General features: G+C 66.8%; 13 protein-coding genes and 4 pseudogenes. 13 read left to right on the plus strand and 4 right to left on the minus strand.

Annotated features, from left to right (window positions below; translation table 11 throughout):
• Positions 1-28: 28 nt before the first annotated feature.
• From PIB19_RS16060 to PIB19_RS16095, 8 genes and pseudogenes are all read left to right on the plus strand, one after another.
• Entirely contained in the window at positions 29-274 is a 246-nt protein-coding gene (locus PIB19_RS16060; RefSeq protein ID WP_271238155.1) for a type II toxin-antitoxin system ParD family antitoxin, read from the plus strand.
• A 121-nt stretch (positions 275-395) separates the two neighbouring features.
• Positions 396-1,055, plus strand: a complete 660-nt coding sequence (gene rpe, locus PIB19_RS16065) for a ribulose-phosphate 3-epimerase (RefSeq protein ID WP_271238156.1) — start codon at positions 396-398, stop codon at positions 1,053-1,055.
• Between the two features lie 860 nt (positions 1,056-1,915).
• A pseudogene (locus PIB19_RS16070) lies at positions 1,916-2,784 on the plus strand (heparinase II/III family protein).
• 39 nt (positions 2,785-2,823) lie between these two features.
• Positions 2,824-4,385 (plus strand): annotated as a pseudogene (gene purH / locus PIB19_RS16075) (bifunctional phosphoribosylaminoimidazolecarboxamide formyltransferase/IMP cyclohydrolase).
• Positions 4,386-4,509: 124 nt separating this feature from the next.
• Positions 4,510-5,774, plus strand: a pseudogene (locus PIB19_RS16080) (3-methyl-2-oxobutanoate dehydrogenase (2-methylpropanoyl-transferring) subunit alpha).
• Positions 5,775-5,806: 32 nt separating this feature from the next.
• A complete protein-coding gene (locus PIB19_RS16085) occupies positions 5,807-6,811 on the plus strand; it encodes an alpha-ketoacid dehydrogenase subunit beta (RefSeq protein ID WP_271241016.1) in 1,005 nt (334 codons plus the stop codon).
• Positions 6,812-6,914: 103 nt separating this feature from the next.
• Positions 6,915-8,206, plus strand: a pseudogene (locus PIB19_RS16090) (dihydrolipoamide acetyltransferase family protein).
• A gap of 1 nt (position 8,207) precedes the next feature.
• The gene (locus PIB19_RS16095; RefSeq protein ID WP_271238157.1) at positions 8,208-8,507 is read left to right on the plus strand and encodes a YciI-like protein; all 300 of its coding nucleotides are present in this window, start codon (positions 8,208-8,210) and stop codon (positions 8,505-8,507) included.
• Here PIB19_RS16095 and PIB19_RS16100 read toward each other — a convergent pair.
• Complete coding sequence (locus tag PIB19_RS16100; protein WP_271238158.1) at positions 8,504-9,454, minus strand: hypothetical protein; 951 nt, start codon at positions 9,452-9,454, stop codon at positions 8,504-8,506. The genes PIB19_RS16095 and PIB19_RS16100 overlap by 4 nt on opposite strands.
• A gap of 138 nt (positions 9,455-9,592) precedes the next feature.
• Here PIB19_RS16100 and rarD point away from each other — a divergent pair, with 138 nt between their 5' ends.
• The 5 genes from rarD to PIB19_RS16125 are packed head-to-tail and all read left to right on the plus strand — an operon-like array spanning position 9,593 to position 12,242.
• Entirely contained in the window at positions 9,593-10,498 is a 906-nt protein-coding gene (rarD, locus tag PIB19_RS16105; protein WP_271238159.1) for an EamA family transporter RarD, read from the plus strand.
• Positions 10,499-10,548: 50 nt separating this feature from the next.
• On the plus strand, positions 10,549-10,893 hold the full coding sequence (locus PIB19_RS16110) for an ArsR/SmtB family transcription factor (RefSeq protein ID WP_271238160.1): 345 nt from the start codon (positions 10,549-10,551) through the stop codon (positions 10,891-10,893).
• Positions 10,890-11,285 (plus strand): VOC family protein, encoded by a 396-nt coding sequence (locus PIB19_RS16115; RefSeq protein WP_271238161.1) that lies wholly within the window; start codon positions 10,890-10,892, stop codon positions 11,283-11,285. The genes PIB19_RS16110 and PIB19_RS16115 overlap by 4 nt, the downstream gene beginning before the upstream one ends.
• On the plus strand, positions 11,282-11,719 hold the full coding sequence (locus PIB19_RS16120; RefSeq protein ID WP_271238162.1) for an SRPBCC family protein: 438 nt from the start codon (positions 11,282-11,284) through the stop codon (positions 11,717-11,719). The genes PIB19_RS16115 and PIB19_RS16120 overlap by 4 nt, the downstream gene beginning before the upstream one ends.
• A 1-nt stretch (position 11,720) precedes the next feature.
• A complete protein-coding gene (locus tag PIB19_RS16125; protein WP_271238163.1) occupies positions 11,721-12,242 on the plus strand; it encodes an SRPBCC family protein in 522 nt (173 codons plus the stop codon).
• Between the two features lie 86 nt (positions 12,243-12,328).
• On the opposite strand, the gene PIB19_RS16130 is transcribed toward PIB19_RS16125, so the two are convergent.
• The 3 genes from PIB19_RS16130 to PIB19_RS16140 form a co-directional block, all read right to left on the minus strand.
• Complete coding sequence (locus PIB19_RS16130) at positions 12,329-13,522, minus strand: thiolase family protein (protein ID WP_271238164.1); 1,194 nt, start codon at positions 13,520-13,522, stop codon at positions 12,329-12,331.
• A 68-nt stretch (positions 13,523-13,590) separates the two neighbouring features.
• Positions 13,591-14,370, minus strand: coding sequence for a crotonase/enoyl-CoA hydratase family protein (locus tag PIB19_RS16135; RefSeq protein ID WP_271238165.1), 780 nt, complete (start codon positions 14,368-14,370; stop codon positions 13,591-13,593).
• A 48-nt stretch (positions 14,371-14,418) separates the two neighbouring features.
• Positions 14,419-15,051, minus strand: a complete 633-nt coding sequence (locus PIB19_RS16140; RefSeq protein ID WP_271238166.1) for a winged helix-turn-helix domain-containing protein — start codon at positions 15,049-15,051, stop codon at positions 14,419-14,421.
• Between the last annotated feature and the right edge of the window lie 22 nt (positions 15,052-15,073).

The raw sequence follows: 15,073 nt of genomic DNA on the forward strand, positions 1-15,073 counted from the left end.
TAATAGCGCGAAAACCTACATTCGCGCGATGGCACAGATGAACGTCTCAATCCCCGATGGACTCAAGAGCTGGGCCGAAGCACGCGTCGCCGAAGGCCGCTATGCCAGCACCAGCGACTATGTTCGCGATCTGGTGCGTCGCGACCAGGAGGCGGAACAGGCCCGCCGCAGGCTCCAGACCGCGATCGATGTCGGCAGGGCCTCGGGTATCAGTGATCGTAGTATTGACGATATCATCGGCGACATGCTGGCCGTATCGCGCGACGCCGGCTGAATCGACATTCAAATTCCCTCCCTTTTTGGGAGGGGTTAGGGGTGGGTGAATGTCGATACGTTCTAGATATTGAGCGATCCCCACGGTTGCGCGCGAATCATGCCATGCTAGAGCAATCGACATGCCCGCCGTCCGCATCGCCCCCTCGATCCTTTCCGCCGACTTCGCCCGCCTGGGCGAGGAGATCCGCGCCATCGACGCCGCCGGGGCCGACTGGATCCATGTCGACGTCATGGACGGCCATTTCGTGCCCAACATCACGATCGGCCCTGCAGTGATCAAGGCGCTGCGGCCGCACACCGCCAAGCCGTTCGACGTCCATCTGATGATCACGCCGGTCGATCCGCTGCTCGCCGCCTTCGCCGATGCCGGCGCCGATACCATTTCGGTGCATCCCGAATCGGGCCCGCACCTCCATCGCACGCTCCAGACGATCAAGGCGCTGGGCAAGCGCGCCGGCGTGGTGCTGAACCCGGCAACGCCCGTCGATGTTGTCGACCATGTCATGGACATGATCGACTTGATCCTCGTGATGAGCGTCAACCCGGGCTTCGGCGGCCAGAAGTTCATCGAGAGCCAGCTTCCCAAGATCACCGAGCTCCGCCGGCGGATCACCGCATCGGGCCGCGCGATCGACCTCGAAGTCGATGGCGGCGTCGATCGGGATACCGCGCCGCGCGTGATCGCCGCGGGCGCCGATGCGCTGGTCGCCGGCACCGCCACGTTCACCGGCGGCCCTGATCGCTACGCCGACAATATTGCCGCGCTACGAGGCGGATGAACGATTCACCGCCCGGGTCCGGCGCCGACGGAGTCGAGGAAGGCAAGCGGCTCATCCGCACCGGCGGCGATCGCGGCCTGAGCCTTGCGGAGCGCATTTCCGAACGCTTCCAGCGCCTGACCTGGGGCACGCCGCTCCATGCGATGCGGCTGCGCGGGCGCTATCCGCTCAAGCTCATCGCAGTGCCCGACGATCCCTTTTTCGGCGACGTCCATCGCGGCAACGGCCTGCTCGATGGCGTGGTCCATTTCCGCGGCGAAGAGCGGCCGATCGCCGATCTCGATTTCGCCAGGCCCGGCTGGTCGACGCCCTTCGCCGAATATCTGCAGAGCTTTGCCTGGCTCCGCGACCTCTCCAGCGTCACGACGCGCGCGCAAGGTGCGCCGATCGCCGAGGAGATCATGCGGCGTTGGCTGGAGGCCCATGGCGAGAAGGTCTCCGATCCGGCGTGGCGCGCCGATCAATGGGGCCGCCGCATCCTGTTCTGGACTGCGCACGCCCCGTTGATCCTCTCGTCCAGCAATCTGATCTACCGGTCGAGCGTGCTCCATGCGCTCGCCCGCGGCGCGCGGCATCTCGATCGCAGCGCCGATCGCGTCCAGCCCGGCGTCGCGCGCATCGCCGCCTGGGCGGGCGTCCTGGTGGCGGGCCTGTCGATGCCCGGCGGCGATCCGCGCCGAGTCTTCGGCGAGAATGGCCTCAGGCGCACGCTGGAAAATTCGGTGTTCGACGACGGCGGTAGTGTCACGCGGTCGCCCGACGCGCAGCTCGAATCGATTCAGCTCCTGACGATTCTGAGCGAAGCCTATGCCGCACGCCGCCTCGGAACGCCCGACTTCATCGAAGCGGCGCGCGCGCGCATGGTCACGGCGCTGCTCGGGCTGTGCCATGGCGACAGGGGCCTTTCGAGCTGGCAGGGCTCGGGCCCGATATCGGGCGACGTCATCGAGCAGGTGATCGAAGCGACCGGCGTGCGTACCCGCCCGCTCAAGCAGGCGCGCGAATGGGGCTATCAGCGGCTCTCCGCGGGGCAGAGCGTGCTGATCATGGACGCCGCGCCGCCGCCGCTGGCGCGGCTGGTCGAGGGCGGCTGCGCCTCGACCTTGGCGTTCGAATTCTCCGACGGCATGGATCGCATCGTCGTCAATTGCGGCGGCGCGCGCTCGGCGAATGCCCAGGTCCCCGCGGCGCTCACCGAAGGCCTGCGCACCACCGCCGCGCATTCCACCCTCGTGCTGAGCAACAGCAATTCGACGGCGATCCATTCGGACGGCACGCTCGGCCGCGGGGTGGTCGAAGTCGAACTCGCGCGGCACGAGACCGACAGCGCCAGCCGGATCGAGGCGAGCCATGATGGCTATGTCCGCAGGCTCGGCTATCTCCACCGCCGCATCGTGGCGATGTCGCCCGATGGCCGCGACATTCGCGGCGAGGATATGCTGCTCCCCGCGGATCGGCGCAAGCACAAGGCCCCGCCGCCGTTCACCGCGCGTTTCCATCTCCACCCCAAGTCGAGGTGACGCCCACCGCGGACGGTTTCGCCGCGATCCTGCGCACCGCATCGGGGCATCTCTGGCAATTCCGCTGCAAGGGCGGCGACCTCGCGATCGAGGACAGCCTCTGGGTCGATCCGCGCGGTCGCCCGCTGCCCAGCCAGCAGCTCGTCGTCACCGGCGTCAGCCCCGCGGGCGGCACCAACATAAGCTGGCTGTTCCACCGGGCGAAATAGGGGTTGCGACGCGGGGCTCGATCCTTAGGAGGGCGGGCCATGGACCAGGTCACGATCAAGCGCGCACTCCTTTCGGTTTCCGACAAGGCTGGAATCATCGAACTCGGGCGGGCGCTAGCGGCGCAGGGCGTCGAGCTCGTCTCCACCGGCGGCACCGCCAAGGCATTGCGCGATGCCGGCCTCGAGGTCCGCGACATCTCCGATCTCACCGGCTTCCCCGAGATGATGGACGGCCGGGTCAAGACGCTCCACCCCAAGGTGCATGGCGGCCTGCTCGCGGTGCGCGGCAATGCCGAGCACCTCGCCTCGATGGACGAACACGATATCGGCGCGATCGATCTGGTGGTGGTGAACCTCTATCCCTTCGCACAGACCGTGGCGCGCGGCGCCGCGCGCGAAGAGATCATCGAGAATATCGATATCGGCGGCCCCTCGATGGTGCGTTCGGCGGCGAAGAACCACGAATCGGTCGCGATCCTCACCGATCCCGCGGATTATGCGCTCGTTCATGGCGGCAGCACCACGCTGGAGCAGCGCCGGAAGTTCGCCGCCAAGGCCTATGCCGCCACCGCCGCTTATGACGCAGCGATTGCGAGCTGGTTCGCCTTCGCCGATCAGGGTGAGACCTTCCCCGCCACGCTGCCGGTGGCCCTCACCAAAGGGCCCGAATTGCGCTACGGCGAGAACCCGCACCAGTCGGCGGCGCTCTACCTCCCCAGACCGGCACGCGCGGTATCGCGCAGGCCGAGCAGCTCCAGGGCAAGGCGCTCAGCTACAACAACTACAACGATGCCGATGCCGCGCTCGAATTGGTCTCCGAGTTCAAGGACGGTCCGCCGACGGTGGTCATCGTCAAGCACGCCAACCCGTGCGGCGTCGCCACTGCCGATACGCTGAAGGCAGCCTATCTCGAGGCGCTCGCCTGCGATTCGGTATCCGCATTCGGCGGCATCATCGCGGTCAACCGCAAGCTCGACCGTGAGACCGCCGAGGCGATGGCCGGCATCTTCACCGAAGTCGTCGTCGCCCCCGATGCCGATGCGGATGCCCGCGCGGTCTTCGCCGCGAAGAAGAACCTTCGCCTGCTGATCACTGGCGACTTGCCCGATCCCGCCCGCCCGGGGCTGATGCTCAAGTCGATCGCGGGCGGAATGCTCGTCCAGTCGCGCGACAATGGTCGACTTGGGGAGCTCAAGGTCGTCACGAAGCGCGCGCCCACCGAACAGGAACTCGCCGATTGCCGCTTCGCCTGGACCGTGGCGAAGCACGTCAAGTCGAACGCGATCGTCTATGCCAAGGGCGGCAGCACGGCCGGCATCGGCGCGGGCCAGATGAACCGTCTCGAATCGGCGCGTATCGCCGCGTGGAAGGCGAAGGACGCTGCCGACAAGGCAGGCTGGGCCCAGCCGCGCACAATCGATTCGGCAGTCGCCTCGGACGCCTTCTTCCCCTTCGCCGACGGCCTGCTCGCCGCGGTCGAAGCCGGCGCCACCGCCGTGATCCAGCCCGGCGGCTCGATCCGTGACGACGAAGTCATCGCCGCCGCCGACGAAGCCGGGCTCGCGATGGTGTTCACCGGAATGCGGCATTTCCGCCACTGACCGGCGCTGTCATCAGGTCAGTCTTGCTGACCTACTCGACAAGGCTTTTGAAATTTTATAACAAGCGTCCGGAAACCGGGCCCGTGCGTTCTCGAAGCGACACGGCCTGCAATTCGGAGAGACCATGGACGCCCCGCGCGCCAATTTGCCGCCGCTATCGCTGCATGTGCCGGAACCGCGGTTCCGCCCTGGCGACGAAGCCGATTTCAGCGACGTCGAGGTTCCGCCAGCGGGTTCGGCCCGCCGCCCGGACACCGCCGAACCTGCCGCCAACTTTCATGAACTCGCGTACACGCTCGTCCGCGTGCTCGACGAATCGGGCCAGGCGGTCGGCCCGTGGAACCCGCGGCTCGATCCGGACGCGCTCCGGAAGATGCTCCGTTCGATGGCGATGGTCCGCGCCTTCGACGAGCGCATGTTCCGCGCCCAGCGGCAGGGCAAGACCAGCTTCTATATGAAGTCGACCGGCGAGGAGGCCGTCTCGGTCGCCGCGACGATGGCGCTCGCCAGCGACGACATGTGCTTTCCTCCTATCGCCAGCAGGGAATCCTGATCACGCGCGGCTATCCGCTGGTCACGATGATGAACCAGATCTACTCGAACAAGGGCGATCCGCTGCAGGGCCGGCAGCTGCCGATCATGTATTCGGCCAAGGATCACGGCTTCTTCTCGATCTCGGGCAACCTCGCCACGCAATATCCGCAGGCGGTCGGCTGGGCGATGGCGAGCGCGGCCAAGGGCGATACCCGAATCGCTGCGACCTGGTGCGGCGAGGGTTCGACCGCGGAAGGCGACTTCCACTCGGCGATGACCTTCGCGACCGTCTACAAGGCACCGGTCATCCTCAACGTCGTCAACAACCAATGGGCGATCAGCAGCTTCTCGGGCTTTGCCGGTGCTGAAGCGACGACCTTCGCGGCGCGCGCGGTGGGCTATGGCATTGCCGGATTGCGCGTCGACGGCAACGATGCGCTTGCGGTCTATGCCGCGACTTTATGGGCGGCGGAGCGCGCGCGGACCAATCAGGGGCCGACGCTGATCGAGCATTTCACCTATCGTGCCGAGGGCCACTCCACGTCCGATGACCCGACCGCCTATCGCTCGGCGGGTGAGCCCAATGCATGGCCGCTCGGCGATCCGATCCGCCGGCTGAAGGACCACCTCATCGCGCTCGGCGAATGGGATGAGGAACGCCACGCCGCGCAGGATCTCGAGCTCGCCGAAGAAGTGAAGCGTGCCCAGAAGGAAGCCGAGAAGAACGGCATCCTCGGCCATGGCATGCACCAGCCCTTCGAGACGATGTTCGAAGGCGTGTTCGAGGAGATGCCGTGGCACCTCAAGGAACAGTCCGAACAGATGATCGCCGAGCGCAAGGCGGCGGGGATATGAGCGCCGCGGACGAAGCGGGCGCGACGATCCGCATGAACATGATCCAGGCGATCAACTCGGCCATGGACGTGATGATGGCGCGCGATCCGGACGTCGTCGTGATGGGCGAGGATGTCGGCTATTTCGGCGGCGTGTTCCGTGCGACCGCTGGGCTGCAGGCGAAATACGGCAAGACCCGGGCGTTCGACACGCCGATCACCGAGATCGGCATCATCGGCGTCGCGATCGGCATGGGCGCGTACGGGCTGCGGCCGGTGCCCGAGATCCAGTTCGCCGATTATATCTATCCGGCGCTCGACCAGCTCGTCTCCGAAGCCGCGCGGTTGCGCTATCGCTCGGCGGCGGACTTCACGGCGCCGATCACGGTGCGCTCGCCTTATGGCGGCGGCATTTTCGGCGGACAGACGCACTCGCAGTCGCCGGAGGGAATCTTCACCCACGTCTCGGGCATCAAGACGGTGATCCCGTCGACGCCCTATGATGCCAAGGGGCTGCTGATCGCTGCGATCGAGGACAATGATCCCGTCCTCTTCCTAGAGCCCAAGCGCATCTACAACGGCCCGTTCGACGGCCACTACGACCGGCCTTCGAAGAACTGGTCGGCGCATCCCGCGGGCGAAGTGCCCGAGGGCCATTACCGAGTCGAGCTCGGCAAGGCGGCGACGGTCCGCGCCGGCGAGGCAGTGACGATCCTGTGCTACGGCACGATGGTCCATGTCGTCGCAAACACGATCGAGGAATTGGGCGTGGACGCCGAGATCATCGATCTGCGCACGCTCGTCCCCCTCGACATCGCGGCGATCGAGCAATCGGTGAAGAAGACCGGCCGCTGCATGATCGTCCATGAGGCGACGCGCACCGGCGGCTTCGGCGCCGAACTCTCGGCATTGGTGCAGGAGCGCTGCTTCTACCATCTCGAAGCGCCGATCGAACGCGTCACCGGCTTCGATACGCCCTATCCCCACAGCCTCGAATGGGCCTATTTCCCGGGCCCGGTCCGCATTGCCGAGGCGCTCAAGAAACTCCTGAAGGACTGATGATGTCCAATCCCTTCCGTTCGTTTCGAGCGAAGTCGAGAAACGGAAGCCTGGCCGTGCGCCAAAGTGTCTCGACTTCGCTCGACACGAACGGAGTGCATTGATGGCCCGCTTCACTTTCCGCCTGCCGGATATCGGCGAAGGCATCGCCGAGGCCGAGATCGTCGCATGGCACGTGCGTGTCGGCGAGCGTGTCGAGGAGGACCAGCAGGTCGCCGACATGATGACCGACAAGGCGACCGTCGAGATGGAATCACCGGTGTCGGGCGTGGTGGTCGAGCTCGCGGGCGAAGTCGGCGATCAGGTCGCGATCGGTTCGGCGCTGATGGTGGTCGAGACCGACGGGGACGAAGCGGCGGTTTCCGAGGAAGTCGAGGAACAGGTCGAGGCGGAGAATCCCGGCGTCGAAGTGGCCGAGCCCGCCCCCGAGCCCATCCGTGCTCCGGCGAAGGCCGGAGCTTTGGGGGAGAGGAGCCTGTCGACAACGCAGCGCTCCGGCCTTCGCCGGAGCACAAGAAAGAAGCGCAGAACGACCGCCACGTCCTCGCCTCTCCCGCCGTCCGGGCCCGTGCGCGCGACCTCGGCATCGATCTCGCCGCCGTGAAGGCAGAAGGCGATCGGCTGCGCCATTCCGATCTCGACGCCTATCTCCGCTACGGCCAGGGCCAGGGCTATCACGCCCCGCACGCAAGCCGCGCCCGCGAGGACGAGGCCGTCAAGGTCATCGGTATGCGCCGCCGCATCGCGGAGAACATGGCCGCGTCGAAGCGCGCGATCCCGCATTTCACCTATGTTGAAGAGATCGACGTCACTGCGCTCGAAGCCATGCGCGGCGACTTGAACGCCAATCGCGGCAATCGCCCCAAGCTGACGATGCTGCCGTTCCTGATCGTCGCGATCTGCCGGACGATCCCCGATTTTCCGATGATCAATGCGCGCTATGACGACGAGGCCGGCGTCGTCACGCGCCACGGCCGCGTCCATCTCGGCATGGCGACGCAGACCGATGCGGGTCTGATGGTGCCGGTGATCCGCGATGCGCAGGACAGGAATGTCTGGCAGCTCGCGTCCGAGATCGGGCGTCTCGCCGATGCCGCGCGCACCGGCAAGGCGAAGAGCGAAGAACTGAGCGGCTCGACGCTCACCGTCACATCGCTGGGTCCGCTCGGTGGCATCGCCACGACCCCCGTCATCAATCGGCCCGAAGTCGCGATCATCGGCCCCAACAAGATCGTCGAGCGTCCGATCTTCCAGGGTGACGAGATCGTTCGCGCCAAGCTGATGAACCTCTCGATCAGCTGCGATCACCGTGTCGTCGATGGCTGGGATGCGGCGAGCTATGTTCAGGCAGTCAAGAAACTGCTCGAGACGCCGGTTCTGCTGTTCGCCGACTGAGATGGCGCATTTCCTGCTCCGCTACGATCTCGCGCCCGATTATATCGAGCGTCGCGGGGCATTTCGCGAGCAGCATCTCGCGCTCGCATGGGTGGCGGCCGGGCGCGGTGCACTGCTGCTTGGCGGCGCGGTCGGCGATCCGGTCGAATCGGCGCTGCTGCTGTTCACCGACGCCGATGCCGCCCGCGCCTTTGCGGAGGCCGATCCCTATGTGGCGAACGGGCTGGTCACGCGCTGGCATGTCCAGCCGTGGAACACCGTCGTCGGTGCCGACGCCGCCAATCCGGTGCGGCCGGCCTAGCCCGGCAGGAAGATCGATCGGCTCAGCACGTCGCGCACCATTTCGCGGCCCGAACTCATCCGCTCCTGCGCCGCGCGCTCGATCCGCGCCGTCTCTCCGGCCAGTTCCATCCGGCGCTTCGACAAGGCGCGGAACCGCGCTTCGTCGGCGCCGCTCCGGAAGCCGAAATAGCCGCCATTGTTGAACCAGCCGCGCTTCGCCAGCAGTTCGCATAGCTCGGAGGTCGCGCCGACCATTGCAATCTGGTTCGCGAGCAGCGGATCGCTAGCGGATGCCGTCGGCCCTGACATCACTGCGATGCCTTGCTTCGCCTTTGCAGGCAGATTGGCCGCAGCCAGCGCCTGCGCCATCGCCGTGGCGCGGCGGTGGCGGTCAGCCGCTTGCGACTGCGCCAGTGTCCGGAGATCGGCAATCGCCACACATTGCGACAGCGCGCGCGGATCCTGTTCGAGCAGATAGGGGCTGGTCAAATTGGCAACGCCGAGTCGGCCGAACGCAGTGCCGAAATCGCGTTGCGCCTGCGCATCGGCAGTCACGCTCTCGACGAACAGCCGCGAAAGCGGTCCGCGCGATGCGGCGCCTGCCGGCACCTTGGGTGCGCCGCCCGGCCCGAATTCGACTTCGGCGAAGCTGCTCGCATCGGCACGCGCCAGCGTCTCATATTGCGCGTGCGCGATCATCGCCACACCGGCGCCCGCCGCCAGCAGCAAGACGAGCGAACCGAGCTTCCATGCCAAGGTTGAATAGCGCGTCGTCACGACGAAACCGACTGCCCAGAGCAGCAGTGCGAAGACGGCGCCAGCACCGATCAACGACCCGAGCGGCTGTTGCGGCACGAGGCGTGGCGCCAGCAATGCGGCCAGCACGAGGATGGCCACGCCGGCAAGCGTCGCGATGACAGGATGGTCGTATGGGGTCTCGCGACCCGCTTCTTCGATGTGGTTCATGCGTTCCCCCTGAGCGCAGGAAGTAACCGAGTCGCGCCGGCACGCAAGAGGGCCCGCGCGGCGCCGGCGTAGCGGGGCTTTGCCGGGGCGAAGCCATCTGCGGCTTGCCGATTCGCGCTTGTCGGGCAAGGGGGATGCATGCGTACTTCGTCCACCGCCGATACCGGCGGGCTCGCTCTCGGCGTCGGCGCCTATACGCTCTGGGGCGTCCTCCCGCTCTACATCCATCTGCTCAAGGGCGTGCCGGCGCTGCAGGTGCTCGCGCATCGCGTCCTCTGGTCGCTGGTGCTGCTCGCGGTGATCATCGTGATCTTCCGGCGCGCCCGGCCGATCTTCGCCGCCGCGCGCGGGCGAACATTGTTGCTGCTCCTCGGCAGCGCCCTGCTGATCGCGATAAACTGGATCGTCTATATCTGGGCGGTCCAGAACGATCATGTGCTCGAGGCCAGCCTCGGCTATTTCATCAATCCGCTGATCAATGTCGGGTTGGGCTTCGCCTTTCTCGGCGAGCGGCTGCGGCGGATCCAGGGCGTGGCGATCGCGATCGCCGCGGCGGGCGTTTTGGTTCTGGCGGTCAGCGGCGGCGGAGCGCTGTGGATCTCGCTCGCGCTCGCGATCAGCTTCGGGCTCTACGGGCTGCTGCGCAAGGTTGCCGCGATCGACGCGCTCGGCGGCCTCACTGTCGAGACGTTGCTGCTCGCGCCGTTCAGCCTCGCTTTGCTGGTCCATGCGAGCCAGGCGGGCACCGGCGCATTCGGCCAGACGACGCATCTCGATCTGTTGCTGATCCTTGCCGGCGCAGTCACAGCCGCGCCGCTGCTGATGTTCGCCGCCGCCGCCCGCCGCATGCCGCTCGCGACGCTGGGGCTGCTCCAATATATCGCGCCCTCGCTCCAGTTTGCCGAGGCAGTGCTGCTGTTCGGCGAGCCGGTGCGCACCGTCCACATCGCCACCTTCGCGCTGATCTGGACGGGCTGCGCGCTCTACGCGTTCGACAGCATCCGGGCATCGCGGGCCTCTGCGATGCAAACCGCGCCGGAATAATATTCAACCAATTGGTTGACTAAATTCCTGCCGGCCCTATGCTCAACTATATGGTTGAACAACGACTCGATACGACGTTCCACGCTTTGGCCGATCCCACGCGGCGCGGCATGCTCGCCACTCTCGCGCTCGGCGAGAAGTCGATCGGCGAACTGGCCGAGCCCTTTTCGATGAGCTTCGCCGGTGCCGCCAAGCACGTGAAGGTGCTCGAAGGCGCCGGGCTCGTCGCGCGCCGCAAGGTCGGCCGCAACCAGCTCTGCCGCCTCAATGCCGGGCCCCTGGCCGAGGCGGACAAATGGCTCCGCCAATGGGAGCAGTTCTGGACGCTCCGCCTCGATCGGCTCGAGGCGCTGATCGCCGAAGACCAGAAGAAGGATGTCGGAGGACGCGAATGACCACGGCAACTCCCTTCCTCATGTTCCAGCATGGCAAGGCGCAGGCGGCGCTCGATTTCTATGTCGAAATCGTTCCCGGCAGCCGCATTGTCTCGATCGAGCGCTTCGGAGCCGAAGGTCCGGGCCCCGAAGGCACGGTGCTGCGGGCGCATGTCGAGATCGCCGGCCAGCCGGTGATGGTGCATGACAGCTTCATCACCCACGGCTTCGATTTCACGCCGTCCTGGTCTTTCTTCCTGGATTGCGCCGACGAGGCCGAGGCCGATCGGCTGTTCGCCGCGCTCAGTGCCGGCGGCGGGGTGCTGATGCCGCTCGACAATTACGGCTGGAGCCGCCGCTTCGGCTGGGTGTCCGACAAGTTCGGCGTGTCATGGCAGATCAACCTGCAATGAGCGAACCGATTGTCCTCACCGTGACGCGTGATTTCGCCGCGCCGGCGGAGCGCGTGTTCGATGCCTGGCTCGATCCCGCCGATGCCGTGCGCTTCCTGTTCGCCACGCCGGACGGCGAGATGATCCGCTGCGAGATCGATCCCCGTGTCGGCGGCGGCTTCACGCTTACCGAGCGTCGTCCCGGCGGCGATGCCGAGCATCGCGGCCGCTATCTCGAAATCGATCGCCCGCGCCGCCTCGTCTTCCTGTTCGCCGCCGACCCCGCGGAGGAAGGCGAATGGACCCGCGTCTCGATTGACATCGCCGACGTGAGCGATGGCTGCACGCTCACCCTAACCCACGAAATGGACCCGCAATGGGCGGCCTATGAGGCGCAGACCCGCAAGGGCTGGACGATGATCCTCGAAAGCCTGACCCGCATATTGGAGAGCTGAAATGGCTGACACGATTACTGCAGAAACGCTGCGCTTCGAGCGCGATCTCGCCGCGCCGATCGAGACGGTATGGCAATATCTGGTCGATCCCGAACTGCGCGCGCGCTGGTTCATGGGCGGGCCGACCGAGCTGCACGAAGGCGGCGCAATCGGCATGACGATGCGGCACGGCAACCTTGCCGACGAGCCTGATCCGATGCCCGAACGCTATGCGCCCTATGACGGCAAGGCGTGGAGCGAGACGATCACCAAGCTCGAACCACCCCGGCTGATCGCCTTCACCTGGTCGGGCGGCGAGGCGGGCGAAGTGACGATCGAGCTGGATCGCATCGGCAATGACCGCACCCGCCTGACGCTCACCCATGCCGGTCTGCGCGGCGCCGACGATGCGCGCAATTTCGGCGGCGGCTGGGGCTCGCATCTCGCCGTGCTCGAACGTCGGCTGGAGGGCAAGCACATCGCCAGTTTCTGGGCATTGCACGCCCAGGCGGAGGCTGCGGCGGCGCGCGCGCTGGGGCTATAACCGTCACCCCGGCGAAAGCCGGGGCCCAGAGCTTCAGGCGATGGATGTGGGGCTCGGGTCCCGGCTTTCGCCGGGATGACGAGCTATCAGATGATCTCGAACAGGCCGGCGGCGCCCATGCCGCCGGCCGTGCACATCGATACGACGACATAGCGCACGCCGCGCTTGTGGCCCTCGATCAGTGCGTGGCCCACCAGCCGGCTCCCGGTCATCCCGAACGGATGGCCGACTGCGATCGCGCCGCCATTGACGTTGAGCTTGTCGGGATCGATCCCCAAAGTGTCGCGGCAATAAAGGCATTGGCTCGCGAACGCTTCGTTGATCTCCCACAGCCCGATATCCTCGATCGCTAGCCCCGTACGCGCGAGCAGCTTGGGCACTGCGAAGACCGGGCCGATTCCCATTTCGTCGGGCTCGCATCCCGCCACCTGAAAGCCGCGATAGATGCCGAGGATCTCGCGGCCTTCGGATTCGGCGGTTTTGCGGTCCATCAGGATCTGCGCGGCGGCGCCGTCGGAGAGCTGGCTGGCATTGCCGGCGGTGACGTTGCGACCCTCCTTCACGAACTCACCGTCTTTCCAAACCGTCTTGAGCCCCGCCAGGGCTTCGGCTGTGGTGCCCGGGCGGATGCCCTCGTCCTGCGTCACCGTGACGGTCTCACTGCCGGTGTGGTTGCCTTCCTTGTCGTAGAGCGCTTTCTGGACGGTGATCGGCACGATCTCCTCGGCGAACGCACCCTTCTCGAGACCCGCCGCGGCGCGCTGCTGGCTCATCGCGGCGAATTCGTCCTGCGCCGCGCGACTGATTCCGTAACGCTCGGCGACGATCTCGGCGGTCTCGATCATCGGGATGTACGCCGCGGGCACTTGCTCGATCACCGAGGGGTTCACGACGCGCGGCGCGTTCTTCATCGTCAGGCTGATCGATTCCATCCCGCCCGCGAGCGCGACGTCGATCTCGTCGGTCATGATCGAGCGTGCGGCGAGTGCGATCGCAGTCAGCCCCGAGCCGCATTTCCGATCGAGGCTGAACGCCGGGACGCTGTGCGGAATCCCCGCCGCGAACAGAGCGAGCCGCGCCATGTTGCCGCCCTGCGTCCCCCATTGATTGCCCATGCCGTAGAAGACGTCGTCGATCCGCGCTGGGTCGATCCCGGCGCGCGCCACTGCCGCGTTCATCACATGCGCGGCGAGAACCGGCGCTTCGGTATCGTTGAAATAGCCGCGCCCGGCCCTGCCGACGCCGGTGCGCGCAGTGGAAACAATGGCGGCCTCTCGCATGCTCGGGACTCGCTTTTCGAGTTTCGGGTATGTTCCCGGTCTAAAGCCGCGGCGTCCGATTGCAAGACTCAGTCGGTAAAGGTCGGCGGGCGCTTCTGCATGTTGGCCATTACGGCCTCGATCTGGTTCGGCGAGCGCAGCAAAGCGGCTTGCTCGCGGCTTTCGGCGAGCAGCACGGCGCCGGCATCGCCTTCGAGGTTCGCCAGACGCTTCGCCGCGCGCTCCGCATCGGGGTTGCGCCCGGCAATCGCATGCGCGAGCGCCATCGCTTCGGCATGCGGATCGGCGGCGATGCGCGTCACGAAGCCCAGCGCCAGCGCCTCCTTGGCGTCGAACTCGCGCGCGGTGTAGATCAGTTCGCGCAGCGCATCGTCGCGAACATTGCCGCGCCACAATGCATAGCCCGCCATGTCGGGGACGATCCCCCATTTCATCTCCATCGCGGAGAGCCGGGCATCGGGCGTTGCGATGCGGATGTCCGCGCCGCTGGCGATTTGCAGGCCGCCGCCGAACGCGACGCCGTGGATCGCGGCGATCACGGGCACGGGCAATGTCCGCCATCCCCAGGCGACTTGCTGGAAGTCATTGGCGAGGCCGTGCGTCCGTGCCGCGAGGTCCACGCCCGATCCGGCGCCCGCCATGCTCGCCATGTCGAGCCCCGCGCAGAAGCCGCGCCCTTCGCCCGACAGCACCACTGCGCGCAGCCCGGATGTGGCTTCGAGCTGCGCGATCGCGTCGATCAGGGCGGCGAACATCGCCGGATCGAGCGCATTGAGCTTGTCCGGCCGTGTCAGCCGGACATCGGCAACATGATCCTCGATTGCGATGCTGACGCGCTGCTCGGTCATTCCGTGTCCTCTCTTCCGCCGGCACGCTACGCCAATCGGGGGTGCGGGTCAGCCCGCCGTGAGCCGATATCCGCGCCCCTTGTCGGTCCGCAACATCGGCACCGCGAAGCCGCGATCGAGCTTGGCGCGCAGCCGCGAGACATGGACCTCGACGACGTTGGTCCCCGGATCGAATCGCAGCCCCCAGACCGAAGCGAGCAACTCCTCGCGTCCCACGCAGCGGTCCGCCCATCGGGCAAGGTGCAGCAACAGCGCATATTCGCGCGGCAGCAAGGCGATCGTCCGGCCGTCGCGCTCCACGCGGCGCTCGACCGGATCGATCCGCAAGCCGCCGAGCGCGATCCGCGGCGGCTGGCAACGCAGCCGCGCCGCGAGCCGCGCGGCGATCTCGCCGGCGCAGGCCGGGAGCGCCACGGCATCGTCCGCTCCCGCATCCAGCGCGCCCTCGACGCTCGTGCCGCACCCGCGGGCGAGCACCAGCATCAAAGGGCCGCGCCAGCCGTGCGCGCGCACCATCGAGACGCAGGCGGCGGGATCGCGGCCGTCGAACCCGATGATCGCCGCCTGTGCGCCGCTATCGCCCAAGGCCGCCGGCGCAATCGGCACCAGATCGAATCCGCGCGCGCCTGCCGCCCGATGGAGCTCGGGTATGTCGAGCGCGCAGGCGACGATTCCGGCCATGGCCGCAGCCTAGCGCGCATTC

It is taken from the genome of Sphingomonas sp. 7/4-4 (genome assembly GCF_027941955.1).
Classification (GTDB): Bacteria; Pseudomonadota; Alphaproteobacteria; order Sphingomonadales; family Sphingomonadaceae; genus Sphingomonas.

Coding starts and splice junctions, on each gene's coding strand:
- PIB19_RS16060 (WP_271238155.1), top strand. CDS start 29: ATGGCACAGATGAACGTCTCAATCCCCGATGGACTCAAGAGCTGGGCC.
- rpe (WP_271238156.1), top strand. CDS start 396: ATGCCCGCCGTCCGCATCGCCCCCTCGATCCTTTCCGCCGACTTCGCC.
- PIB19_RS16085 (WP_271241016.1), top strand. CDS start 5,807: ATGAACATGATCCAGGCGATCAACTCGGCCATGGACGTGATGATGGCG.
- PIB19_RS16095 (WP_271238157.1), top strand. CDS start 8,208: ATGGCGCATTTCCTGCTCCGCTACGATCTCGCGCCCGATTATATCGAG.
- PIB19_RS16100 (WP_271238158.1), bottom strand. CDS start 9,454: ATGAACCACATCGAAGAAGCGGGTCGCGAGACCCCATACGACCATCCT.
- rarD (WP_271238159.1), top strand. CDS start 9,593: ATGCGTACTTCGTCCACCGCCGATACCGGCGGGCTCGCTCTCGGCGTC.
- PIB19_RS16110 (WP_271238160.1), top strand. CDS start 10,549: ATGGTTGAACAACGACTCGATACGACGTTCCACGCTTTGGCCGATCCC.
- PIB19_RS16115 (WP_271238161.1), top strand. CDS start 10,890: ATGACCACGGCAACTCCCTTCCTCATGTTCCAGCATGGCAAGGCGCAG.
- PIB19_RS16120 (WP_271238162.1), top strand. CDS start 11,282: ATGAGCGAACCGATTGTCCTCACCGTGACGCGTGATTTCGCCGCGCCG.
- PIB19_RS16125 (WP_271238163.1), top strand. CDS start 11,721: ATGGCTGACACGATTACTGCAGAAACGCTGCGCTTCGAGCGCGATCTC.
- PIB19_RS16130 (WP_271238164.1), bottom strand. CDS start 13,522: ATGCGAGAGGCCGCCATTGTTTCCACTGCGCGCACCGGCGTCGGCAGG.
- PIB19_RS16135 (WP_271238165.1), bottom strand. CDS start 14,370: ATGACCGAGCAGCGCGTCAGCATCGCAATCGAGGATCATGTTGCCGAT.
- PIB19_RS16140 (WP_271238166.1), bottom strand. CDS start 15,051: ATGGCCGGAATCGTCGCCTGCGCGCTCGACATACCCGAGCTCCATCGG.